Source organism: Paenibacillus sp. J53TS2 (assembly GCF_018403305.1).
In the GTDB taxonomy this organism is placed as follows: Bacteria; Bacillota; Bacilli; order Paenibacillales; family Paenibacillaceae; genus Fontibacillus; species Fontibacillus rhizolycopersici.
The window spans coordinates 621,586-644,308 of record NZ_BOSK01000002.1 but is presented as its reverse complement, the minus strand read 5'-3'; the positions used below and the strand labels follow the sequence as shown (position 1 = coordinate 644,308).

Genomic DNA, 22,723 nt, shown 5'->3' with positions numbered 1-22,723 from the left:
TTTGTGCAACAAACAGAAACTCCCCTCCCATAAACAACGGGAGGAGAGTTCTTAGGTTACGATACGATGAGGTTTACAGCGGGAAGAAATTCGGCAGATACTCTTTGTTCGCCTCCAGCATCTCGTCCAGCAGCTTAATGGCGACTTCGACCGACGGGACCAGCGGGTGGTGCGCCAGCGCTTGCAAAGCAAGGTCGCGGCTGCCGGTGACGGCGGCGTCGATGGCGAGCTGCTCGTAGGTTTTGACCGCATGGATCAAGCCCTTGGCCATGGGCGGGATAGTCGTCAGCGGGAGCGGAAGCGGGCCGGTCTTCGTAACGACGCAATTGACCTCGATGCTGGCGTCGTCCGGCAAGAAGTTGAGGATGCCGTTGTTGGCTACGTTCAGCGTCTGGATGTCGTTGGTCCCGTTATAAAGCGAACGCATCAGGTTCACCGCCGCTTCCGAGTAATACGCACCGCCGCGCTGCTCCAACTGCTTCGGCTTCTCCTTCAGCTCAGGATCGCTGTAGAGCTCGAAAAGCTCTTCTTCGACCCGCTTCACGACTTCGGCACGGTTTTGCCCCTGATTCAGGGACTCCAGCTGCTCTTCGAGCATCGCGTCGGTCATGTAGAAGTACTTCAGATAGTAAGAGGGCAGGGCACGCAGGGAACGGAGGAAATCCGGGTTCCATTCGCGGGCAGGGACGTTCTTGGCACTATACCCGGCCGTGTCCGCCAGCATTTCGTTCAGCTTGTCTTCGCCGTTCACATCGATCCGCGATACCCAATGCAAATGGTTCAGCCCAACGAATTCGGCATACACCCGATCCGCGGTTACACCGTATTTGCTGGACACCTGCTTGATTAAGCTGATCGGCGCATTGCAGAGCCCGATGCTCTTCACCTTGGAATACTTGAGAATGGCTTCGGTCACCATACCCGCCGGGTTGGTGAAATTGAGCAGCCAGGCGTCCGGCGCCAGCTCCTCGATGTCGCGGCAGATCTCCAGCAGCACGGGGATCGTGCGAAGCGCCTTCAGCATGCCGCCGGGGCCGGTCGTCTCCTGGCCGATGACGCCGTATTTCGGCGGGATCGACTCGTCGCGGGCCCGGGCATCCAGCATGCCGACACGCATCTGTGTGCTGACGAAGTCTGCGCCCGAAATGGCTGCCCGGCGATCCGTCGTCAGATGAACTTCGATGGGTACGCCAGCTTGCTCAACCATCCGTTTGGCTAAGTTTCCAACGATATTCAGCTTGCGCAGGCCCGGCTCAATGTCGACCAGCCACAGCTCCCGCACCGGCAGCTCCTGGTGGTGCTTAATAAAGCCCTCGACCAGCTCGGGCGTATACGAAGACCCGCCGCCGATGACGGCGATCTTTAAACCTTGCTTTGTTGGTGCCAAGAGGGGTCACTCCTTTATCTTGTCATTTGAAATAATGGCGTCAAAATCACGGTATGCGGCCATTCGCTCATGCACTTCGCCGGAGACGGTTAGGCCGTCCTCTTCCATCGCCGACCAGACGGCGCCGACGACTGGCTCCGTGGCCAGCGTCACGACGGAGGCCTGCGGCGCTTCCGCCCGCACGGCTTGCTCGATCGGCCCGCGGATCCAGCCGCGGTCGCCGCGCGTCAGCAGGCTTCCGGCCAGGACGACGTCAAACTCGTCGTCCTTCATCCCCAGCCTGCGGATCACCGCCACGGCCGATTTGCCCAGCTCGGCTCCCTGGCGGTGCAGGATCTCCAGCGCGACCGCATCGCCCTCGGCCGCCGCCGGGAACAACAGCCGCGCCGCGTCCACGGGGACATGCTTCCCATGATCCAGGAAATCGTTGAACATGTCGTCCACGCGCGCGTACCCCAGCATCTCCAGCAGTAGTCCGGTCAGCACCGTCGCCTGCTCCCGTCCGTCCCAAGCGCGGATGACGGAGCGGAACACCTCGATATTCAGCGCGCCGCCGCCGCCAAAATCGCCATACATATAGTCGAAGCCGCCGCATTGAACATGCTCGCCCTGAGGGTTGCGACCGGCCGCGTTTGTGCCGGTGCCGCAGATCAGGGCGATGCCGTACGGGCGGTTCGTGCCCGCGCGCAATCCGATCATCGTATCGCAGTTGATCGTATAGTTCGTGAACCCGATATTCCGTACCATCGGGTGGAGAATCCGGTAGTCCGCCTCACGGTCGGCTCCGGCAAGCCCCAAATAGGCGTGCCGCAGGTCCTCCATGCGGAGTCCGGCTTCGCCCAAAGCCGTCAGCGCGGCGTCCCGGATGCTGGCCGCCGCCTCAGCGGCGCCTGTCTGATGGTTGCCGTTCCCGCTGCGGCCTTTGCCAAGCACGCGTCCGTGCTCATCGGTCAACAGGGCATAGGTTTTGGTGCCGCCCCCGTCGATCCCCAAGTAATAAGCCAATCGTCGTCACTCCTTACGGACAGTAGTTTCGCGGAGGATCAGCTCCGGATCGATCCGCTGGCCGGCGCCTCGCTTCATGCGCCCATCAATGCGCTTCAGCAGCATGTCGGCTGCTGCCAGCGCGATCTGGTCCGCTGGTTGCCGGACGGTGGTGAGCTGCGGCCGGAGCTGGGACGCGATGTATTGGTCGTCGTACCCCACGACCATCACCTGACCCGGTACGGAGATACCGGCCTCCATCAAGGCGTTCATCACGCCAAGCGCGATATTGTCATCCCCGGCGAAAACAGCGGAGGGGAGGCGATTCGCAGCGATCCAACGCTTGCACGTGTCGTAGCCGAAGGCGATTTCAAATTCGCCGGTCACGATCTCGAACGGTTCAAGCCCCTGCTCCGAAAGCGCCTGCAAAAATCCGCTGCGCCGCTCCCGGGTGCTGCGGAACATCTCCTCGCCGCATAGATGGGCGATGGACGTATGCCCCTGCTCCAGCAGATGCTTCGTGGCCATATATCCGCCTTTGAAGTTATCGATCGTTACAGAGAAGCTGTCATTATCCGGCTTCTGGTTATCAATCAGCACATAAGGAATGCCGCGCCGCTTCAGCTCAACAATATAATTGTCCTCCTCCATCGGAGAGAGCAAGATCAAGCCGTCGACGCGGTCTTCCTGGATTAAGTAATGGGTATCGCCGCTGCCGATCCCGGTCGTAACCGAAATCGCCAGAAAATAGCCGTGCAGGGCGAGCACCTCGTTTAGTTCTTTTACCACTTGATCGAAAAAAGAATCCTGCAGCGTCGTCACAATCACGCCGATGATTCCTGTCTTTCCGCTGGCGAGGCTGCGGGCGGCCGCATTGGGGCGGTAGTCCAGCTCCTTCATAGCGTCCAGCACCTTCTGGCGATTCTTCTCCCGCACGGTTTCCGCCCCGTTCAGGACACGGGAGACCGTGACCACGGACAACCCGGATTTTTTGGCGACGTCAAAAATGCTAACCTTCATCTCTATATCTCCTTGCGGCAGTTTTTCCGTACCCTTAATGTCATCTTGTTAGGTTTAGTATATATCAGGCCGGGTGACGCTGTCCGCTTGTTCTGGGCTGCCCGCGGTCAGGAACTCGGGTTATCGCTTGAGAATTTCCGTAACCTTCGCTTGAATCGTTGGCATCACTTCCTCTACGGTTTTATGGCCGGTTTCGATCGGTTGCATTTCGTTGATGAACATGTCGTTGATTTGCGAATAGTTCGTAATGAGGTGGTTATAAGACTCGAACCCGTATTTCGTTGCGCCTTCATACACCTTTTTCACGTCCTCCGGGTCAATGCCTTCGAAATGCTTGTAATAGGTTTCAGCCGCTTTCGTGTTCACCGGCGGATTGCCGCCGCTTAGCTCAATCGACTTCTCCTGAACGTCATCGGTCAGCAGGAATTTGATCCACTCAAAAGCTTCCTTCGGATGCTTGGAATCCTTCAGGATCAGCAGCGGGTCGACGAACAACGTGCTGCGTACCTTCTCGTTACCGCCCCATGGCACAGCCGCTACCCCAATTTTGAACGGAAAATCATTCGCCCCGGCCAGGTTCCAGGAACCGCCAACGGACATCCCGATTTTGCCGGCAACGAACGGATCGCCGTTCTGCCCGGCAACGCTCTTGCTCCACTCGGAGTTCGGCGACACCTTATCCTTGAAAATAAGATCGAACAGCTTGTTATAAGCTGCGATCACTTCCGGGGAATCGAAATGCGTCTCCGAAGGTACGCCGCCGTTCGTCCAGGTGTCTGCGGAATAAGGCTCCGCGCCGAAGTATAGCGGACGCATGTCGCGTTCGGCCCAGGTGAAGTCGACGCCGTATTGTGTTTTGGCGATGTCTTTGGAGATGACGGTCATTTGCTTGGCGTCCTCGACCATTTTATCGAACGTCCAGCTCTTATCCTCGAAGTCGCTTGGCGGATAAGGAATCCCGGCCGCGTCGAACATGTCCTTGTTGTACAGCATCAGCGTGACGTAGATATTGACGGGAATGCCGTATGTGCGGTCCTTGACCTTATAGATGTCCATCAGGTGGGAAGGAATGCTGTAGTCGTCTGCATTGAATCCGTCTTCGGCCATCAGATCGGTCAGATCGAGCAGCATGTCTTTGTTGTAATACTCTGCGAATCCGCCGTAACCGTAATGGCTGGTCACGTCCGGCGAGTTGCCGCCGGCGATCAACGTCTGCAGTTTGCTGTCGAATTGCTCGTAGGGAGCTTTCTCCACTTTTACTTTAATATTCGGGTGGGTGGCCTCGAATTCCGGGATCAACTCCTCGATAAACGTGCGATCCGGCGAATCGATGGTATAGTGCGTGATCGTAACCTTCTCGACTTTGCTCCCGGCATTGCCGGAGTTCCCACCGGTGCTCGTACCCGAGCCGAGATCGCCGGCCGATTTGCCGCCGCTGCAAGCGGACAGGATCATGCTGAGGAGCAGGATGGTCCCCAATAAAACGGATAACTTTGGCTTTGGTGCTGCGGGGTTCTTCGTCATAAAACCGATTCCTCCTTGGGTTAGGTTGTGGACGCCGCCCCTTGCGGCAGTTTAGGACTTGATGCCGGTCAATACGATCCCTTCGACGAACTGCTTCTGAGCGATGGCGAACAACGTGACGATCGGCACCATGGCCAGCACGGACGCTACCATCAGCAGATGCCACGGCGGGATGCGGAACCGCGACGAGGTGAGGGAGGCCATGCCCACTGGAAGCGTAAACAGCTCGGATGAGCTTAAGTAAAGCACGGGAGTCAGCAGGTCGTTCCAGCTGTAGATAAAAGCAAAGATCGCCACGGTTGCCAGCGCCGGTCCGGAGAGGGGCAGGGCGATTTTGTACCACATGCCGAGCTCACTGCAGCCGTCGATCCGGCCGGCGTCGAACAGCTCTTCGGGCAGGGTAGAGAAGAACTGGCGCAGCAAAAAGATGTTGTACGCCGATCCGAAGAACGCCGGCACGATCAGCGGCAGGAACGTATCGATCCAGTGCAGCTTGGAGAACAACACGAATTGCGGGACCATGATCGCCGGGTACGGCAGCATCATCGTGCTAAGCAGCAGCATAAACCAGAAGCTGTTGCCCCGTCCGCGATAGCGGGCGAACCCGTAGGCGACGAGCGCGGAGGAGAGCAGTGTGCCGATGACCGTCATGACGCCGATGATCAGGCTGTTCTTATACAGCGTGCCGAACTGCAGCGTATCGAAGATCTCCACGTAATTGCCGAAGCTCCAGCTGGTCGGCAGAAAAGTCGGCGGAAATTTCAACATTTCCCGGTGCGACTTCAGCGAGGTAGAGACCATGAAGAATAAAGGCAGCAGCATCAGGAAAGTGGTAGCTAGCAGCAGGATGAAGCTAACGAATTTTACCGGGTCCGGCTTGCGGCGGCGGGACCTGACGGAGGTGGATCGAGAAGTTGGCGTGGTAGCCGGAACAGCGCTCATCTATCTTCCTCCTCCTTCGTAGTGAACGTAACGGTTCGAGATCTTCATGATGAGGGCGGTACAGAGCATGACCGCAATCAGCAGCACCCAGGCCAAGGCCGAGGAATAACCGGCGCGGTATTCTTTAAAAGCGCTGGTATACAGGTTGTAAACATAGAACCAGGTGGAGTAGTTCGGCCCGCCTTGCGTCATGACGAACGCTTGGGTAAAGACCTGAAACGAATCGATGATGCCCATAATGAGCTGGAACAGCAGCACGGGCGAGATCATCGGCAGGGTCACATTGCGAAAAATACGCAAGCGCCCGGCTCCGTCCAGCTTCGCGGCTTCGATCAGGCTGGCCGGCACGCCCTGTAGACCGGCGAGGAACAGGATCATGCCCGATCCGGCGGTCCAGAAGGTCATGATGATGAGCGCATAAAGGGCAGTATCGGGGTCCATGAGCCAGGCCGGGCCGTGGATGCCAAACCAGGACAGCATGTAGTTGAACAGCCCGATCTGCGGATTGAAGATCCAATACCACAACAGCGACATCGCCACGCCGGAAACCATGCTGGGAAAATACATCGCCGTCCGGAAGAACCCCCGAAGCGGCATCGTCTGATGAAGCAGTAACGCGAACCCCAGCGACAGCAGCAGTTGCGCAGGTACGCTGAGGAAGGTGAACTTCAACGTGACCGTCACCGATTTCCAGAACAAATCGTCCCGGAACATCTCGGCGTAGTTGGCGAATCCAACGAATTCGGGCGGGTGGATAATGTCGTAGTCGGTGAAGCTGTAGTAGAGCGATGCCACAATCGGATACAAGGCGAACACCAGGAAGCCTATTAACCACGGGGAGATGAACAGGTACATATAGAATGTCCGCCGCCGGCCTTCACGATGGATCACAGAACCACCAGCCTTTCTTCTAAAAGTTTAAGCGCTTTAACTTATGGGCGGAAGAATGAAGTGATTGTCGAAGTGTGCGAGATCTGAACGAGGTGAAAGTTAAAGTGCTTTAATTCTTATCCTGCGATTAACCCTATCATAGAGGATGGGATGGAAATAATCAACCCTCTTTTTGCAAAATGGAATCGCTTTCTGTTAGGTAATGTGACATTTGAGATAAAAAAGTGGAGAAGATGTGAGTGAAACTTTGAGTTAAGGCTCGCGTTTGGGGTGGCGAAAACAAATATATGTTATGTAATGTGACATTAATGGATCGAGGGGCGGTAGCTATGAACGGGAAGGAGGCAACAAGAATCAACTGAATGGAACGAGTAACTCGAATTAATTGAAAGGAATCGGTAACCTGAACTAACTGATGGAACCGGTAACCCGAACTAACTAAATGGAACTGGCAACCTGAACTAACTGAATAGAACGAGTAACTCGAACCGGTCGAATCGCTAACGCTTAGGAGAAACGCTAAATGGGCAAAAACGGGAAGGTGCAGGATGTAACGCGGATCAGAGAGCTTATTTCCCTGATTCATAGGAAAAAGGAGGCGATTTCGCCAATATAAGCACGCTGGCAAGCGTTAAAAGTGAAATTGTCCGATTTACGCCCCAATAAGCACTCTGGTCAGCTTTAGCGACAGTCTCCCCCTATTCACGTCACGATAGGAGGGAAGATTTAATATGCAAACCGGTCCGGTGATCGGCCGGTCCGACATCTTGGCGATTACCTAGTGACTCGAGCTGAGGTATCAGCTTAGACGGTGGGGTACGGAGGCGGGGTTAAGAAACCGTCGATCTCCAGCGCTTTTTTCTCAATTTCCTCCCGGGTCAAAATCCCTTTCTCTATGAGCAGCTCCATGATGGCGCTTAAGGTCACCAATTGGTGATAGTGCTCTTCCTTCATATCCGCCAGTTTGGCCAGCACATTCACTTCGTTCATCGGCGTTGAGTAGTAGGAATCCATGGAATAACCTCCTTAATTGGACGCGCGAGGTGCGCGATTTTCATTGTTTATTGCCTACAAATCTGCGACTGAATGAGGGTTGCGGGATTGCCAAAAAAATCCCGTTATTTCCCTGATCAAATTCTGCTTCCGAACCATCAAAATATGGTAAAATAAATCTATCAATCTATCGCATTAATATAGTGTAGTCATGGGTAAGGTCAAACATTCCAATTTTCAGAAAAAAAAGCGGCAATTTCCCGAAATTCAGGCAACATCTCCCCGGTTCATGACGTTAAAGAAATAAAAGGAACGTGCGAATATGGCTTTGCCGTAACGGCATAAAGTTGAAGGGGACCTATGCTTGAGGCGGATGGCATGAAGGAGATGCCAACGCGGTTTTGGGGAAGAGCGACGGAGGGAGAGAATAGAGATGGGATGGTTTGACGATGACTTTTATTCCACCAAGGTTCCGGGGCGGCGCGTGCGCTTGTCCGAAGGCGGCGGCCTGCGGCGTTGGCGCGGGGGGCCGCGGAAGCAGCACCACCGGCCGGTGCTGTCCACGCTACAGATCTCTTTAATCTCTTCCGTTCTTAGCGCGGTGGTGGCCGTGCTGTTATTCAGTTTCATTACGGGACTTCCTTCTTCATCGACTCGCCATGCCGCTACCGGTAGTGCCGTCTTGCTCTCGGATACAGGTGATCCCTATGACCGGATCAGCTCGGCGGCAGCCAAGGTCGCGCCTAGTGTGGTGAGCATCCTCAACCACGGAGGCGAGGTGTCGGATTTCGATCCGGAGCATGCGGCGCTGGGTTCGGGTGTGATTTTTAAGAAGGAGAAGGGCAAGGCCTATATCATAACGAATGCGCATGTGATCAGCGGCGCGAACGATCTGGAGATCGTGAAGAGCGACGGCAGCTCGCGTAAGGCGGAGGTTGTCGGGCAAGATTCCATCAACGATATCGCCGTGTTAGAAATCGACGGCCAAGGCATCGATACGGTCATTGATTTGGGCGATTCCCAGAAGCTGCGCGCCGGGCAAACCGTCATTGCCGTTGGCAATCCGTTGGGGCTTGGGGGAACGTTGACCTCCGGGATCGTGAGTTATACGAGCCGAATGATTCCGGTGTCGTTGAACCAAGACGGCGTATACGACTGGGAGCAAGAGGTCATCCAGACGGACGCGGCGATTAACGAAGGCAATAGCGGCGGGGCGTTGGTTGATTTGAACGCTCGGCTGATCGGCATTAATACGATGAAGATTTCCGATACCGGCGTGGAGGGACTGGGCTTTGCCATTCCGGTCAACGAAGTGATGAAGACGGTTGACGATCTTTTGCTGCACGGTAAGGTCGTTCGTCCGTACATGGGCGTCTATACGTTGGATCTCAACAACCGGTTCTCCCCGATCTCCGATGAGCAACGCCAGGACCTCAAACTGCCGAGCCATGTGACGGAGGGGGTTATCGTCTTGGAGGCCCATGGGCCGGCGCTGGAAGCGGGCCTGAAGCTGAATGACGTCATTACCCAGCTCGACAAACAGCCGATTCAATCCACTTTGGAGTTACGCCGATATCTGTATGAGAGCAAGAAGATCGGCGATGATCTGGAGGTTACGTATTATCGTGATGGGAAGCTGGAGAAGGCGACCCTGAAGCTGACCGATAAACCGTCGGAGGCGCAGATCGAACAAGGATTGGACGAAGATAAATAACACTTTCACAGGAGAGATTCCGAAGACATGACAGCCGTAGACAGAAACGACTGAAGTGTGGTCGGGGTCTCTTTTTGCATGCGGAGATCGAAGGAGGATGGACATGGCTGCAATCGATTCGTTTACGGGTAAGGATCGGCGACACCTGTTGGAGCAAATGGCGAACCCGGCTGAGCCGCTGGATCTGCTGGTCGTGGGCGGCGGGATCACCGGGGCCGGAATCGCCTTGGACGCGGCGGCGCGGGGGATGCGGGTTGGACTTGTGGAGATGCAGGATTTTGCGGCCGGGACGTCGAGCCGTTCGACGAAGCTGGTGCATGGCGGACTGCGTTATCTGAAGCAGTTGGAGATTGGCGTCGTTGCGGAGGTTGGGCGCGAGCGAGCGATCGTGTACGAGAACGGCCCTCATGTCACCACGCCGGAACGGATGCTGCTACCGATTTATCGGGGCGGCACGTTTGGTCGATTCAGCACGTCGCTGGGGCTGCGCGTGTACGACTTCCTCGCGGGAGTGAAACGCGGGGAGCGGCGAAGCATGCTGACGGTGGCGGCGACGCTGGCGAGAGAGCCGTTGCTGAAGGAGGACGGTCTGCTGGGCGGCGGTTACTATGTGGAGTACCGCACGGACGACGCCCGGCTGACGCTCGAGGTGCTCAAGGAGGCGGCGGCCCGCGGGGCGATGGCGGTCAACTACGCCAAAGTGACCGAGTTCCGGTACGAAGCTGGGCGGCTGATCGGTGCCGAGGTTCAGGATCTGGCCGGCGGGCAGACATATGAGCTGCGGGCACGGAAGGTCGTCAACGCGGCGGGGCCGTGGGTGGACGCGTTGCGCGAGATGGACGGGTCGAAGCATGGCAAAATGCTGCAACTGACCAAAGGCGTGCACCTGGTGTTCGACCAGGGGCGGTTTCCGCTGCGGCAGGCGGTGTATTTTGATACGCCGGACGGCCGCATGGTGTTCGCGATTCCGCGCGATGGCAAAACATATGTGGGCACGACGGACACCGTGTATCACGGCGAGCTTGCCCATCCGTGCATGACGAAGGCCGACCGCGATTACATCCTGGATGCGGTTAACGGGATGTTTCCCGGGCTGGCCGTTACGGCGGCGGACGTGGAGTCCAGCTGGGCCGGGGTGCGGCCGCTCATCTATGAGGAGGGTAAATCGCCCTCGGAAATTTCCCGCAAGGATGAAATTTGGGAGTCGGCATCCGGCCTGATCACCATTGCCGGCGGCAAGCTGACCGGCTACCGCAAGATGGCGGAGCTGGTCGTTGACCGCGTGTCTGCCAAGTTGAAGCGGGAATTCGGCCGGAGCTTCCCGCCTTGCTCCACCCGGACGTTGCCGATCTCCGGCGGGCAGGTGGGCGGCTCGCAAGGACTGCCCGGGTTCGTGGAGCGCAAAGTGCAGGAGGCGGCGGAACGTGGGATCCCGCAGGAGCTTGCCGCCAAGTGGGCCGCTCGATACGGTGCTAACGTCGATCGGCTGCTGGCGATCGCCGCAGAGATGTCGGCTTCGGGCGCGCCTGCCGCGTCGGCCGATTCGAGGCGGCTCCCGCTGGAGGTGGCGGTTCCGCTGCGGTATGCGCTGGAAGCGGAGATGGCGATGACGCCGGCGGATTTTTTCGTGCGAAGAACAGGGGCTTTGATGTTTGACATCGCTTGGGTACGTCGCTGGAAGGAACCGGTCACCATGGAGATGACCCGATACTTTGGCGGGTCGGAGGAAGTGAAGCGGCGTTGGATGGCGGAGCTGGACCGGGCGTTGGAGGGTACGGTCGTTCCGAAAAACCCGGAGGGAATAGATGGAATCTCAGGTTAGAACTAGAAGATAATGTGATTTTATTGTAGGAACAAGGAATTTGTCCTTTTTCTGTCGAACTACTTCTTAGAGAGCAAGCAATCTATCGAAGAGGGAAAGAGGTCAGGGGTTCATGAAGAAGGGATGGAAACGCGGAATTTGCGGATTGGCGATTCTCGCGGGATTAGGAGCGGCCTGGTTGGCCACAGGGTCAGCGGTTCAGGCTGCGGGTGTAGAATTTAAGGACGTCCCGGCCTCCCATTGGGCTTATGACAAAGTCATGTGGGCGAAGAATAACGGGGTGACGGACGGGTATCCGGACGGGACATTCCGACCGGCTCAGACGGTGACGGAAGCGGAGTTCCTAAGCATGCTAGTACGGGCCTATCCGGAGATCAAGCTGGAGGCGGCGAAGGGGCAGGAGACCTGGTATACCCCTTATTACCAGTTAGCGTTCGAATTAACCTGGCCGGTGAGCGATCAGCCCAATGAGCCGATTACGCGCGGGTCGGTGGCCCGCTTGATGGCAGCTTTTTACGGGCAGAGTTTGAGTGAAGATGAGGCGGTCCAGTGGGTGCTTGCCCAAGGCTTGGCCCAAGGGAAAAGCGGTGCCGGCGTGGAAGGCTTTGCGCCGAAGGACGCGGTGTCGCGGGCGGAAGCGCAGACGTTCCTGTACCGGTTGAAGCTGACGCTGCCGAAGGCGACAAGCCCGGATCTGATCAAGCCGGAGATCCAGCTGCAGGGCGTGGGGATCGGGGATTCGACGGACCGCGTGATTGAGCTGCTTGGTGAACCGGTGCGCAAGGACGTAACCAACTTCGGACTGGAATGGTATATCTATAATAAGGATTACAAGCATTATACACAGGTTGGCGTGGCCGACGGCAAGGTGGTTGGTTTATTCGGCAATCATGAGGAGTGGCGCTTCGGGCCTGAGGCGGAGAAAGGGCTGGAGACTTTGCGGAGCAGCCTGGCCGCGATCTGGGACAAGAGCGAGGATCCTCCAAGGGAGTACGTGGAGACGTATACACCGAGAGGGTTGTACCTTAATCTGTATCTGGACAAGCATGAGAAGTACCGCGTGGACGGGGTGCTGCTGATGGACAAGAAATTTACGGAGACGAATGTGTACGCGCCGTCTACATCGGAGTCGCTGAAGGCGACGGAGCGGGAGATTTTTGACCTGACCAACGCGTTTCGTGTACAAAGAGGGTTAGGCGTGCTGAGCTGGAACGAGTCCGTGGCCGAGGTGGCGCGCTCGCATAGTAAGGATATGGCGGAGCGGAATTATTTTGAGCATGATAATCCGGAAGGGAAGTCGGCGGGCGACCGCATGATGTCTCGCGGGATTCCGCAGTTCCGGGCATGGGGCGAAAATATCGCCGCCGGATACCTCGATGCGATCGACGGGCATTATGGCTGGCTTAATTCCTGGGGCCACCGGGAGAATATGCTGGAGCCATCGTTTACGATGCTGGGTGTCGGTGCCGTGGACGGGCTGGATAGCAGCGATTATGATACGTATTATACGCAAAACTTCTATACGCCTTTGTAAACCGGCTAGGGAGCCGGGAAGCTGGGTTTGATAGGGTGGGAACCGTCTGGGGGATGTGACCGGGGCGGTTCCTTTTTTGCGCGGAGTATGGTAGAAAAGATAAAGGACAACCTGTTAATACGGAAGCCGGCCGCGGGAGTGCGGCGCATAAGAAAGGATGCTTGGACTATGTACGTCGTATGCAAAGATCATGTGGAATTGGCCATCGATATGTTCGTGGATGAGTTTGAGGAAGCCCCCGATGTGGTTGATTTGGAGCACACCAAGTTTATAGACTGGGAGCCCCCGGTGAAATGCCAGGAATGCGACCATGAGGCGCGGTTTTTGGTGGTGTAGTGTTGTTGTGTTGCACAATTGAATGAGGGACGACGAACGGGGCGACGGCATGCAGGTGACGGGCCCCGCTGTTTTTTTATATAGGGTGACGAGTATAGGACGATAACGGAGGATGAACTTAAGTGCTGATTCAAATCGTGGCGGTCGGCAAATTGAAGGAAAAATATCTGGTGCAGGGCATTGCGGAATACGCGAAGCGCCTGGCGCCGTATGTGAAGTTTCAAGTCGTGGAGGTACCCGACGAGAAAGCGCCGGAGACGATGAGCGAGGCGGAGCTCATCGGCGTGAAGGAGCGCGAGGGCGAACGCATCCTCGCGCAAATTAAGAGCGACGCGCATGTCATTGCGCTCGCGATTGGCGGCCAGCTCTGGAGCTCGGAGGAGCTGGCCGGTTGTCTCGATCAGCTCGGCACCTACGGGACGAGCCATGTCGTGTTCGTCATCGGCGGGAGCCTCGGGCTCGCCGATGCGGTGCTCAGCCGCGCGCAGCAGCGGCTGTCGTTCGGGCGCATGACGCTGCCCCACCAGCTCATGCGCCTGGTGCTCACCGAGCAGATTTATCGCGCGGTGAAGATCAATCGGGGAGAACCGTATCATAAATGATGCGGAATTTCTTTAAATGAAATATAGGAAGTGAGTTGATGATTTGCTACCACTTCAATGTAACGAACAGATCTGAAGGAATGAAGGGGAATATGTCGAATTTAAATGGGTGGAATAATATCTAAAAAGAAGCGCAAGACCTGAATTACAACTACTATGAATTTTTAAATATACAACCATTGCGGTGTGAGGGCATTGGAAATTAATTGTTAGATTTAATTAAACCGAAACGCATGTAGCTGAGGATTAACGGCGAATGGGCCCAAGTATTGTCGTGGTGGATGAAATGAGGTTTTCGTACCATAGAACAGAAGTTAGCGATGATGCGAGACGGAGGGCGAGTATATATGTCTGAAAGAAAGCAAATATTTCAAAAACTTACACCAATTCGTAATGCTGAAATAGGCATTTACAGCGATGCGATGGAATTTGTTTTTGAAAACAAAGACTTGCGAAATGTTGCTATTTCTGGTGCTTACAGTGCTGGGAAAAGTAGTGTAATAGAGTCATACAAAGCATTGCATCCTGACAAGAAGTTCATCCACATCTCGCTGGCACATTTTCAATCGGCAGAGGAAACTACTGCTACAGTAGATTCAGCAACTAATAGTGCACCTAAACCAGAAACAATAAAGGAATCTATTTTAGAGGGTAAGATCCTTAACCAACTCATTCATCAGATTTCACCAAATCGTATCCCGCAAACAAATTTCAAAGTCAAACAAAAAGTTGTACGAAAGAAATTGGTTTGGTGGGTAATAGCTTCAATTTTTTTTGTACTTTCATTTCTCCATCTCTTCTTTTTCAGCGGTTGGAAAAGTTATGCGAACAACGTTTCACCAGCATGGATTAAAACCACTTTGAGATTGACTGCGGAGAATAGTTCTCCTTTAGTAAGTGGGGTCATTTGTGTTGCGCTGGCGGCAATTCTACTGTACCACATTATAAATTTGCAGATCAACAAAGGCGTTTTTAAGAAGATTAGTGCAAATAAGTTCACTATAGAAATTTTTGAAGGCAGTGATGATTCGTATTTCGACAAATATCTAAATGAAGTGTTGTATTTATTTGATCAATGCGCGGCGGATGTCATTGTCTTCGAAGATATGGACAGATACAATGCCAATCGCATCTTTGAACGTCTTAGGGAGATTAATTATCTTGTAAACGTTCAGAGAAGCAAAGAAGTAGATGCAAAACCGCTCCGCTTCTTCTACCTCCTGCGGGATGATATTTTCATATCAAAGGACAGAACTAAGTTTTTTGATTTTATAATCCCAATAGTTCCTGTTGTCGCTAGCTCTAACGCATACGACAAATTTATCGAGCATCTCAGCGATAACGGTGTGCTGGGGCTGTTTGACGAATCGTTTTTGCGTGGTCTTTCTTTGTACATTGACGATATGCGGTTGCTAAAGAATATCTGCAATGAATTTTCAATTTATGATAACCGGCTGAACATTACAGAGTTGAAACCTGATAAGTTGATGGCGATTATCGCCTACAAGAATCTTTTCCCACGGGATTTCAGCGAATTGCAGTTAGGCAGGGGGTTTGTTTTCACGCTTTTTGACAAGAAGGAGCAATTTATTGCAGCTAAGATCGTCCAACTGGAAGCGGAGTTGACGGCAGCAAGGGCGAGACTGGAAGCGACGAAAAGTGAACATCTAACTTCCGTTCATGAGCTTGATTTGGTTTTCCAAGAAAAAAGAAACAGATTGAGTAACTACGACTATCAGCAGCGGCAAACGCAATTACAACAGGTAGAAACTGAGTATACAAATCGAAAAGAAGCACTTGAGAATCGAAGCGCTAGTCGGCAGCCCACTTTAGAAAAAGATATTAGTCGTCTTGAGAGCGAAATTGCTCGAGTTAAGAATGAGGCGTTGCAGGACATTATCACCCGTGAAAACATTGACGAATTGTTTGCGGTAACGAGCAAAAACAATATTGGCGTTATCTCAGATTTCAGAGACATTCGTGGGAACGATTACTTTGACTTGCTCAAATACCTCATTCGTAATGGTTACATTGATGAATCTTATGCGGATTACATGACCTATTTCTACGAACACAGTCTGAGCAGGACGGATAAGATATTCCTTCGGAGTGTGTCCGACCAAGTCAAGAAGGAAGCCGGCTACCAATTGAAAGAACCGCAAAAGATACTCATTCATCTAAACATTTCTCATTTTGACCAACCAGAAGTCTTGAATTACGATCTGCTTTTCTTTCTTCTGCAAAAGTTTGCTGTCTATGAAACTACCATACCTTATCTTGCCGCCATTCCTACATTTCCGACAATTGAGGCTGGCATAACAAAAGAGCAACAATGCTTAATGGCTATGGTCCAACAAATACTCAGCATAAAAGACTATTACTTCCTGCAGATGGTATTTATCGACATACAAGACGAAAAACTCAATTTTCTTGTTAATTTTCTAAATTCAGCAAGGAAAGATTGCCTTACAAACATACTTATCAAAAAGACTGATTTCGCTGGAAGAAGTCGAGATGATTTTGTTTTCAGAACACTCATAATCACCCCAGACCGTGATCTCACAAACGATGACGATTTTACCAACGCATTGTCCGCTTTCGTTTCCAATCATCCGTTCATCTTTGATAAAGCCAGTATTGAAGAGAATAGGCTGAAAGTCATGTTCGGGGAGGATGTCAACCAGAACCTCTTGATTGTTTCGCTCGTCGAACGCTTCAAACTGCTCAAAATACGCTTTTGCAGTATTGATTATCAAACCACTGACACAAAACTGTTCGATGCGGTCTATACCAACAACCTATATAAACTATCATCCTCCAATATTTCACACTTGCTAAAAGTTAAGTATGATCTCAAGGAATCGGATGACCTCAAACATAAGAATTATACCTTGATAAGTGCACGACCGGAAAGCCCGCTGGCGGTGTATGTCGAGAGTGAAATCGACTGCTATATCGAAGAAGTTCTCACGCACTGTGACAAGCGGATTGAAGATGACGAGACGGCGGCCAAGGCGATACTAAACAATGACGAAATATCCACCGAAAATAAGACGGCTTATATTGCTGTTCTCAAAACAGAGATTCAGGATCTATCAGACGTTGAAGAGGAGTCACTTTGGAAGCAACTGATTACGTCAAATCTTGTAGCACACACTGAAGAAAACATAATCAATTATTTCGTGCAATGCGGAAATTGTCTTACAGACGACTTGGTTCAGTTCATTGACGCTGATGAACAGACATACAATTTCTCCGAGGTTCGAAAACAATATGATGAAGAGACTCAAAGGGCATTCTTCAAAGCAATAGTTAGGTGCGATTCTTTAAGTGATGCTCACTACGAACAGTTTCTTGCAACACTTGAATGGCATTATAATAGTAGTGGTTTTGATGTTGAAGACATCGCTGGAAAGAAGATGGATATTCTCGTTGACAACAATGTAATTTGGATGGGCGAAGCCAACCTCACCTTCATTCGAGCGAATTATCCCGACAATCTGATTCAATATATCCTTGTGAATATCGAGGAATATTGCGACTTAGTTGTAGCGTCAGAGCTATTTAATTCTGACGAAGCGATTAAACTGCTCGTGGAACACATTTCCGACGAGTTCAAACTAAGGTTGATTGAGAATATTGAGGGCGAATTTACGGCTATAAACTCAGCCTATACTGATGCGGTTAAATCGTATATTATTCAGAACAAATTCCGCAAAGAAGATTTACCGCACTTTGTTTTGCATTACAAAACAGAAGGCGAGGAAACGAAAGCTGCGATTATCTCAAAGACTATGGACTGGCTGAAAACGCCTCTTATAGAACCACTGCCAGTTTCGAGGGAGCTTTTCGAGGACATCATTTCGTCTGATAGAAGCATGACCTCAGAAGAAAAATCAATTCTGTTTTTGTGTCTAGTTCCTAGACTAGATAAAGGCCAGTGCAAGCATTATCTGAGCCAGCTTGGTCTAAATGATGATTTCCTTAGCTTGTTTGAACAAAAGCGACCGAAAATTCTACTTAATGATACAAATAAGCGAATACTCGAAGAATTTCAAAGCAAATACTGGATTACCAAGTTTGAAGTCGACGACAGAGATAGCAACTATTACCGAGCGTATGGTCGCAGATTACTTACAGGTGCCGAAAAAGATGATGTTATGGTTTAGTGGTTGGAAATGGACGGCGTTCTAGGCTACGACTTTATGAAGGCGGTGGGTGTGGTTATTGATGACAGAACTCAGACGCTAGGGAGAGAAGGCTCCTATTCGCAAAGAAGGCACCCAAGCGGGTGCCTTTCGATTTCGCTCTATAGATGTTACGCCTAACCTTACCATAAATAACGGCAAGCTTGAGAGAATAGTTACGACAGACTTTAGAACTTAATAATCACGTTACCTTTTTTACGTTCGGTCTCTACATATTTGTGGGCATCCGGCAGGAGTTCCAGAGGATATCGGCGATCAATCACAGCGTTGAGCGTCCCCTTTCTGGTGAGATCCATGAGAAATGCCAAATTCGCTTTGTTTTGCATAAGGCCGGTTGTTGCAAAAATAGTCCGTTTGCCCTTAATCGGAGAAGTCCAAATCATCTGGATAAGGATAGACGGCGTGGGTACGGTAGTCATATAGATTCCCTTGGCTTTAAGTAAAGGCCTACATACCGTGAAGGAGCTTTTACCTACAGCATCAAATACGACATCATAGGCTTTGTCCGCCTTCGTGAAATCCTCCTGGATATAGTCAATAATGAAATCTGCCCCGGCTTTTCTTACCAGACCTTCGTTTCCGGCAGAGCAAACACCGGTTACTTCAGCGCCATAGTATTTGGCTAATTGCACAGCGTATATGCCGACAGCCCCCGAGGCACCATTAATGATCACTTTCTGTCCCTTCCGCAGCTTGGCCTTATCTCTCAGAAACACCAGTGCGGTTGCACCGCCGTCACAGACGGCGACGGCTTCTTCAAAAGTGATGTTATCTGGTATTATCGCCAGGGGGCTCTCTTCGGAAAGGCACTTGTATTCGGCATGTGCACCGAAGGTTTTGATGCTCATCCCCAATACGCGATCCCCTGCTTTAAAACGGGTGACTTCTTTACCGACCGCTTCGATCTCTCCGGCTAATTCACATCCTCGAATGGCATGTTTCGGTCTGGACCATCCGTAAATCAATTTAATCATAGATGGATCGCCCTTGCGAAAAGCACAATCCGACGGTCCTACTGACGCTGCTTGGATACGTATGAGAATTTCCTTGTCTCCTGGCGTAGGTTTCGCAATTTCTTGCGGGACAATCACTTCCGGTGAACCATACGCATTTTGTACCATAGCTCTCATGGGTTTCCCTCCTCACGGTAATTTCACTACAAGGACATTTACAATAGACTCACCTATGTGTTAGAAAATGGATAAGAAAACAACGACGGAATTTGAGATGGGGATAAGATATTGGAAGACATTCTGTACTAATACATGTCGAGATGGACTTCTCTTAGCGAGGAGGAACAGCAAGCCATAGTGAACGAAATCCGTGTAGAACAATTTGCGAAAGGAGATGTTCTCCTTCAACAAGGGGATATCCCTACCGTATGCTATTTCATCTTGAAAGGCTGCGTAAGGCAATACTCCATCGATAGGGATGGTAGAGAGGTTACATCTAACTTTTATACTGAAGAGCAGGCTATTGCAATTTTCAATCATCACAAACCGGATAAGTCTTCCGATTACACTTTCGTGTGCGTAGAAGATTCAGTTATGGTTGTTGGCGCTCTAGACACGGAGATGGACATGTACAACAAACACCCTCAATTGGAATCAATGACCCGCAGAATGATAGAAGAGAACTTTAGTCAGGTCCAAGAGGAATTTGCTGCGTTTATCGCTTCTTCGCCTGAAGAACGCGTCAAGACACTTCGAATGGAACGGTCCATCTTAAATCGACCGGGTCCCCCAACATCAACTGGCCAGTTATCTTGGCATAACTCCAGAATCGCTAAGTCGAATTAAGAAGAGAATGCACCAAGACCTTTGCTGAAAATCCATCCTTAAAATAGTATGAGCAACCCCTTATGTTGTAGTGATGATTACATTGTAACTAGGGGGAGATTTGCATGCATTGACTTAAGTTAAGAGGAAAGTTTGAAAATTAGGACCTTACGTATGCTAGGAGAGAAACGAAAATTTCCGATTTAAACAGTGCGCCGAACCGTATCACAAGTAACGGCTAGTTTTTTTTGCGGAATTCCTTTCCAAGCTTAGGTTTGATATCTGTGTGCAGGTACCTGCTTTTGCCTGATATGTGCGGAGCAGCGACAAAATTTGCTTACTTGACCGATGAATCTTGCGGTTGGATTTCGTCAAATAAATGTAAAAGAAAAAACCAAAGCAATTAAAATAATCCAGCGATTGGAGGTACTCCATCATGAGAAAAATTATTGTGCTAGAACACGTCTCCCTTGATGGTGTCATTCAAGCCCCAGGCGGACCAGACGAAGATAACAGTGGCGGTTTCGCGTATGGCGGGTGGGTAGCGCCCTACTCTGACGAGATCCTTGGAACGCTCCTGAGCAGGCAGATGAATATGCCCTTCGACTTGTTGTTAGGGCGAAAAACCTATGAAATTTGGGCGCCATACTGGCCGAAGCATGCGGACGTATGGCCAGGGGTTAACAAGGCGACTAAGTATGTAACCTCCAATACCTTGACATCCGGGGAATGGAAGCCGTCCGTGTTATTAAGCGAAGATATTGTAGAGAAAATTACCCGAGTCAAGCAACAGCAAGGGCCGGATTTGCACGTATGGGGAAGTAGTGATCTCATTCAGACGCTTATGAAGTATGATTTGATCGATGTGTTCTGGCTGATGATTTACCCGGTAACTTTGGGCAGTGGAAAGCGATTGTTCGCTGGGGGTACGATCCCGGCGGCATTCAAGGTAACTGAAAGCACAGTTACCCCTAATGGCGTAATAGTTGTGAATTACGAGCGCGCAGGTGAAATTGAAACCGGAAGTTTTTAACGATTCGTATAAGTAAGGAAAGGGACTAACTTGCCGATACAGACAACGCGGTGAACCGTATCATAAGTAGGGCGAAAAGTAGGGCGAAATTTTGCCGGGGTCCAATTATAGAGGTGGTTTAAAAATATAAAATTTGTGATGATCAAAATCTTGCTTACCCGTATCTATTTATGGATTTTTATCGTTAATAGATTGAAAATGAGGTTAAAGGAGAGTGCTTGATCAATATGGAAAAAATCGTCTCGTTTGTATCTAGTATTTTTATTCCGGTGACCGATATCGCTCGTTCGGAGGAGTGGTACGTTCGAATGTTCGATCTGGAGAAGATTGAGCAGACCGATTATCGAGTCGCACTCGCCTTCCCTAACGCTCAGACATTGGTTTTATTATGGAAAGTGGACAAACCGCAGCCTGTCCAATTCTACACCGGCAAACACCAGATGCCTTATTTCAATTTCACCTCGTACGATATTAATCATTCGTATAGAGAGCTTAAGGCGAAAGGGGCGAAATTAAGCGAAATCTATGAAGAGGATGAACACACGTTTTTCCAAGCATTCGATCTGGACGGAAATCCCGTTGATATTGTAGAAGAGACAGGACAAACGCCGTATTTTGATCACAAGAATCATTTTAGGAAGCGGCAATAGTGCCGAAAGGGGGTTGTCCGGACGCGGGATATGAGACGTTTGCGGAGATGACACTTCCGCTGCAAAGTGATCTAAGACGCTATTGTCTGGCTAAGGCGGGCTCGGCGTGGGATGCGGACGATTTACTGCAGGAGTCTCTGATTAAAGCCTATCGTTGGCATACCCGATTTCCGAGCAGGGAAATTTCGAAGCCTTTCTTGTTTCGAATTGCCGCCAACGCGTGGGTGGATATTTGCCGCAGCCGCAAATTTAAGCCTCTGGTCGGACAAATCGAGGAGCAAAGCAGTTCCTATGACGAATGGAGCAAATGGGATGTACGGGAGGCGCTTGAGCTGTTGTCCGAGCGGCTCAAACCTAAGCAGGTCGTGCTTATTTTGCTGATCGATGTATTTCACTTTACCGCGAGGGAAACGGGAGTGCTGTTCAAACAATCCGAGGGTTCGGTCAAGGCGGCTCTGAAGCGGGCGAGGACGAGGCTGAAGACGGCCGTGGAACGCCATCCCGAATATTGGGATGATTCCGTGCTCACTGCTCCGCGTGGCGGACTTAGCATCGAGGTGTTCGAAGCGTTAGTAGACGGGTTTCGCCGTGCAGACCCTTTTGCCATATTCCGATCGTACCAGACGATGATTGATGAAGGAGCTCTGGTGGATCGGATCGAATGGCGCGGAAACACGCTTTATTTTACGATCATAGATCCAGACGGCAATGTATTGGTGTTAACCGGGAAGTTGCCATTTCAGGAAGGATGGTATCATTCTGAGATCGAGGAGTGATTGCAATTGTTAAAACTGTTGCAGCAACAATATGATTGGATCAGATCCGCTAGACAAGATATGCTTGCGTTTTTAGAGGAGCTTCCTCTACAAATCCTGCATCAACCGGTTCCCGAATTTGGGTATGGAACGATCATTCGAACCCATCTTCATGTCGTCGATTGTTATAGGTATTGGCTGGAATCTTTCGCGTTCAGGAAATTAAATGATCATTGGGATGTGTACGTACATGAGACTGCCGACGTGAAGTTCGTTCGTAAGAGATTTGCGGAAGTGGATGAATTGGTGCAAGTCTTCTTACGTGAATTTGACGATCGTTGGTATGAATCGATCGAGCAAGACGAGAGCTGGCAGGGTTACCCGAAGGAACCCACTCCATTGTTGCTGTTAACTCATACGGAGACGCACGAATTTCATCACAGAGGTCAAATTGTAACGATGGCAAGACACCTGGGTTACCCGCCTCCTGCTGACGATCGTTTAGGCGGACTCTTTACCTAAATCCCCAAGGACTGAATAGAGCCGAATC

At 51.4% G+C, this 22,723-nt stretch carries 18 protein-coding genes and 1 pseudogene; 11 read left to right on the top strand and 8 right to left on the bottom strand.

All coding sequences use genetic code 11. From position 1 onward, the window contains the following. Positions 1 to 73: 73 nt before the first annotated feature. The 7 genes from KJS42_RS07615 to KJS42_RS07585 all read right to left on the bottom strand — a co-directional run bounded on the left by KJS42_RS07615 (position 74) and on the right by KJS42_RS07585 (position 7,762). Complete coding sequence (locus KJS42_RS07615) at positions 74 to 1,387, bottom strand: 6-phospho-beta-glucosidase (protein WP_213622502.1); 1,314 nt, start codon at positions 1,385 to 1,387, stop codon at positions 74 to 76. A gap of 6 nt (positions 1,388 to 1,393) precedes the next feature. After that, the gene (locus KJS42_RS07610; protein WP_213622501.1) at positions 1,394 to 2,392 is read right to left on the bottom strand and encodes an N-acetylglucosamine kinase; all 999 of its coding nucleotides are present in this window, start codon (positions 2,390 to 2,392) and stop codon (positions 1,394 to 1,396) included. Between the two features lie 6 nt (positions 2,393 to 2,398). Continuing rightward, positions 2,399 to 3,391 (bottom strand): LacI family DNA-binding transcriptional regulator, encoded by a 993-nt coding sequence (locus KJS42_RS07605; protein ID WP_155604559.1) that lies wholly within the window; start codon positions 3,389 to 3,391, stop codon positions 2,399 to 2,401. Between the two features lie 120 nt (positions 3,392 to 3,511). After that, on the bottom strand, positions 3,512 to 4,915 hold the full coding sequence (locus KJS42_RS07600) for an ABC transporter substrate-binding protein (protein ID WP_193417584.1): 1,404 nt from the start codon (positions 4,913 to 4,915) through the stop codon (positions 3,512 to 3,514). A gap of 51 nt (positions 4,916 to 4,966) precedes the next feature. Continuing rightward, positions 4,967 to 5,857: a carbohydrate ABC transporter permease gene (locus KJS42_RS07595; RefSeq protein WP_193417583.1), complete on the bottom strand. Its 891-nt coding sequence runs from the start codon at positions 5,855 to 5,857 to the stop codon at positions 4,967 to 4,969. Continuing rightward, entirely contained in the window at positions 5,858 to 6,712 is an 855-nt protein-coding gene (locus KJS42_RS07590) for a carbohydrate ABC transporter permease (RefSeq protein WP_193417658.1), read from the bottom strand. It lies immediately after the preceding gene. Positions 6,713 to 7,552: 840 nt separating this feature from the next. After that, positions 7,553 to 7,762, bottom strand: coding sequence for a hypothetical protein (locus KJS42_RS07585; RefSeq protein WP_068784257.1), 210 nt, complete (start codon positions 7,760 to 7,762; stop codon positions 7,553 to 7,555). A gap of 412 nt (positions 7,763 to 8,174) precedes the next feature. Here KJS42_RS07585 and KJS42_RS07580 point away from each other — a divergent pair, with 412 nt between their 5' ends. The 6 genes from KJS42_RS07580 (at position 8,175) to KJS42_RS07555 (ending at position 17,918) form a co-directional block, all read left to right on the top strand. Then, positions 8,175 to 9,455, top strand: a complete 1,281-nt coding sequence (locus KJS42_RS07580; RefSeq protein WP_193417582.1) for a S1C family serine protease — start codon at positions 8,175 to 8,177, stop codon at positions 9,453 to 9,455. Between the two features lie 103 nt (positions 9,456 to 9,558). Then, positions 9,559 to 11,277 (top strand): glycerol-3-phosphate dehydrogenase/oxidase, encoded by a 1,719-nt coding sequence (locus KJS42_RS07575; RefSeq protein ID WP_213622500.1) that lies wholly within the window; start codon positions 9,559 to 9,561, stop codon positions 11,275 to 11,277. A gap of 112 nt (positions 11,278 to 11,389) precedes the next feature. Further along, positions 11,390 to 12,811: a CAP-associated domain-containing protein gene (locus tag KJS42_RS07570; protein WP_213622499.1), complete on the top strand. Its 1,422-nt coding sequence runs from the start codon at positions 11,390 to 11,392 to the stop codon at positions 12,809 to 12,811. Positions 12,812 to 12,979: 168 nt separating this feature from the next. Continuing rightward, positions 12,980 to 13,147, top strand: a complete 168-nt coding sequence (locus tag KJS42_RS07565) for a CxxH/CxxC protein (protein ID WP_082691335.1) — start codon at positions 12,980 to 12,982, stop codon at positions 13,145 to 13,147. A gap of 122 nt (positions 13,148 to 13,269) precedes the next feature. Further along, positions 13,270 to 13,749 (top strand): 23S rRNA (pseudouridine(1915)-N(3))-methyltransferase RlmH, encoded by a 480-nt coding sequence (gene rlmH / locus KJS42_RS07560; protein WP_213622498.1) that lies wholly within the window; start codon positions 13,270 to 13,272, stop codon positions 13,747 to 13,749. Positions 13,750 to 14,096: 347 nt separating this feature from the next. Continuing rightward, positions 14,097 to 17,918, top strand: a complete 3,822-nt coding sequence (locus KJS42_RS07555; protein WP_213622497.1) for a YobI family P-loop NTPase — start codon at positions 14,097 to 14,099, stop codon at positions 17,916 to 17,918. Positions 17,919 to 18,124: 206 nt separating this feature from the next. Here KJS42_RS07555 and KJS42_RS07550 read toward each other — a convergent pair whose 3' ends face one another. Continuing rightward, positions 18,125 to 19,087 (bottom strand): NAD(P)-dependent alcohol dehydrogenase, encoded by a 963-nt coding sequence (locus KJS42_RS07550; RefSeq protein ID WP_213622496.1) that lies wholly within the window; start codon positions 19,085 to 19,087, stop codon positions 18,125 to 18,127. A 135-nt stretch (positions 19,088 to 19,222) separates the two neighbouring features. On the opposite strand from KJS42_RS07550, the pseudogene KJS42_RS07545 reads away from it, so the two are divergent. The 5 genes and pseudogenes from KJS42_RS07545 (at position 19,223) to KJS42_RS07525 (ending at position 22,695) form a co-directional block, all read left to right on the top strand. Further along, positions 19,223 to 19,784: pseudogene (locus KJS42_RS07545) on the top strand (Crp/Fnr family transcriptional regulator). Positions 19,785 to 20,171: 387 nt separating this feature from the next. Further along, a complete protein-coding gene (locus tag KJS42_RS07540) occupies positions 20,172 to 20,768 on the top strand; it encodes a dihydrofolate reductase family protein (RefSeq protein ID WP_193417575.1) in 597 nt (198 codons plus the stop codon). A gap of 227 nt (positions 20,769 to 20,995) precedes the next feature. Beyond that, positions 20,996 to 21,418, top strand: a complete 423-nt coding sequence (locus tag KJS42_RS07535) for a VOC family protein (RefSeq protein ID WP_155604577.1) — start codon at positions 20,996 to 20,998, stop codon at positions 21,416 to 21,418. Beyond that, positions 21,418 to 22,194 (top strand): RNA polymerase sigma factor, encoded by a 777-nt coding sequence (locus KJS42_RS07530; protein ID WP_213622495.1) that lies wholly within the window; start codon positions 21,418 to 21,420, stop codon positions 22,192 to 22,194. Before KJS42_RS07535 ends, KJS42_RS07530 begins: the two co-directional genes overlap by 1 nt. A gap of 6 nt (positions 22,195 to 22,200) precedes the next feature. Next, a complete protein-coding gene (locus KJS42_RS07525; protein ID WP_213622494.1) occupies positions 22,201 to 22,695 on the top strand; it encodes a DinB family protein in 495 nt (164 codons plus the stop codon). Positions 22,696 to 22,723: the final 28 nt, after the last annotated feature.

Coding starts and splice junctions, on each gene's coding strand:
- KJS42_RS07550 (WP_213622496.1), bottom strand. CDS start 19,087: ATGAGAGCTATGGTACAAAATGCGTATGGTTCACCGGAAGTGATTGTC.
- KJS42_RS07580 (WP_193417582.1), top strand. CDS start 8,175: ATGGGATGGTTTGACGATGACTTTTATTCCACCAAGGTTCCGGGGCGG.
- KJS42_RS07540 (WP_193417575.1), top strand. CDS start 20,172: ATGAGAAAAATTATTGTGCTAGAACACGTCTCCCTTGATGGTGTCATT.
- KJS42_RS07570 (WP_213622499.1), top strand. CDS start 11,390: ATGAAGAAGGGATGGAAACGCGGAATTTGCGGATTGGCGATTCTCGCG.
- KJS42_RS07605 (WP_155604559.1), bottom strand. CDS start 3,391: ATGAAGGTTAGCATTTTTGACGTCGCCAAAAAATCCGGGTTGTCCGTG.
- KJS42_RS07600 (WP_193417584.1), bottom strand. CDS start 4,915: ATGACGAAGAACCCCGCAGCACCAAAGCCAAAGTTATCCGTTTTATTG.
- KJS42_RS07590 (WP_193417658.1), bottom strand. CDS start 6,712: ATGTACCTGTTCATCTCCCCGTGGTTAATAGGCTTCCTGGTGTTCGCC.
- KJS42_RS07535 (WP_155604577.1), top strand. CDS start 20,996: ATGGAAAAAATCGTCTCGTTTGTATCTAGTATTTTTATTCCGGTGACC.
- KJS42_RS07555 (WP_213622497.1), top strand. CDS start 14,097: ATGTCTGAAAGAAAGCAAATATTTCAAAAACTTACACCAATTCGTAAT.
- KJS42_RS07575 (WP_213622500.1), top strand. CDS start 9,559: ATGGCTGCAATCGATTCGTTTACGGGTAAGGATCGGCGACACCTGTTG.
- KJS42_RS07595 (WP_193417583.1), bottom strand. CDS start 5,857: ATGAGCGCTGTTCCGGCTACCACGCCAACTTCTCGATCCACCTCCGTC.
- KJS42_RS07585 (WP_068784257.1), bottom strand. CDS start 7,762: ATGGATTCCTACTACTCAACGCCGATGAACGAAGTGAATGTGCTGGCC.
- KJS42_RS07565 (WP_082691335.1), top strand. CDS start 12,980: ATGTACGTCGTATGCAAAGATCATGTGGAATTGGCCATCGATATGTTC.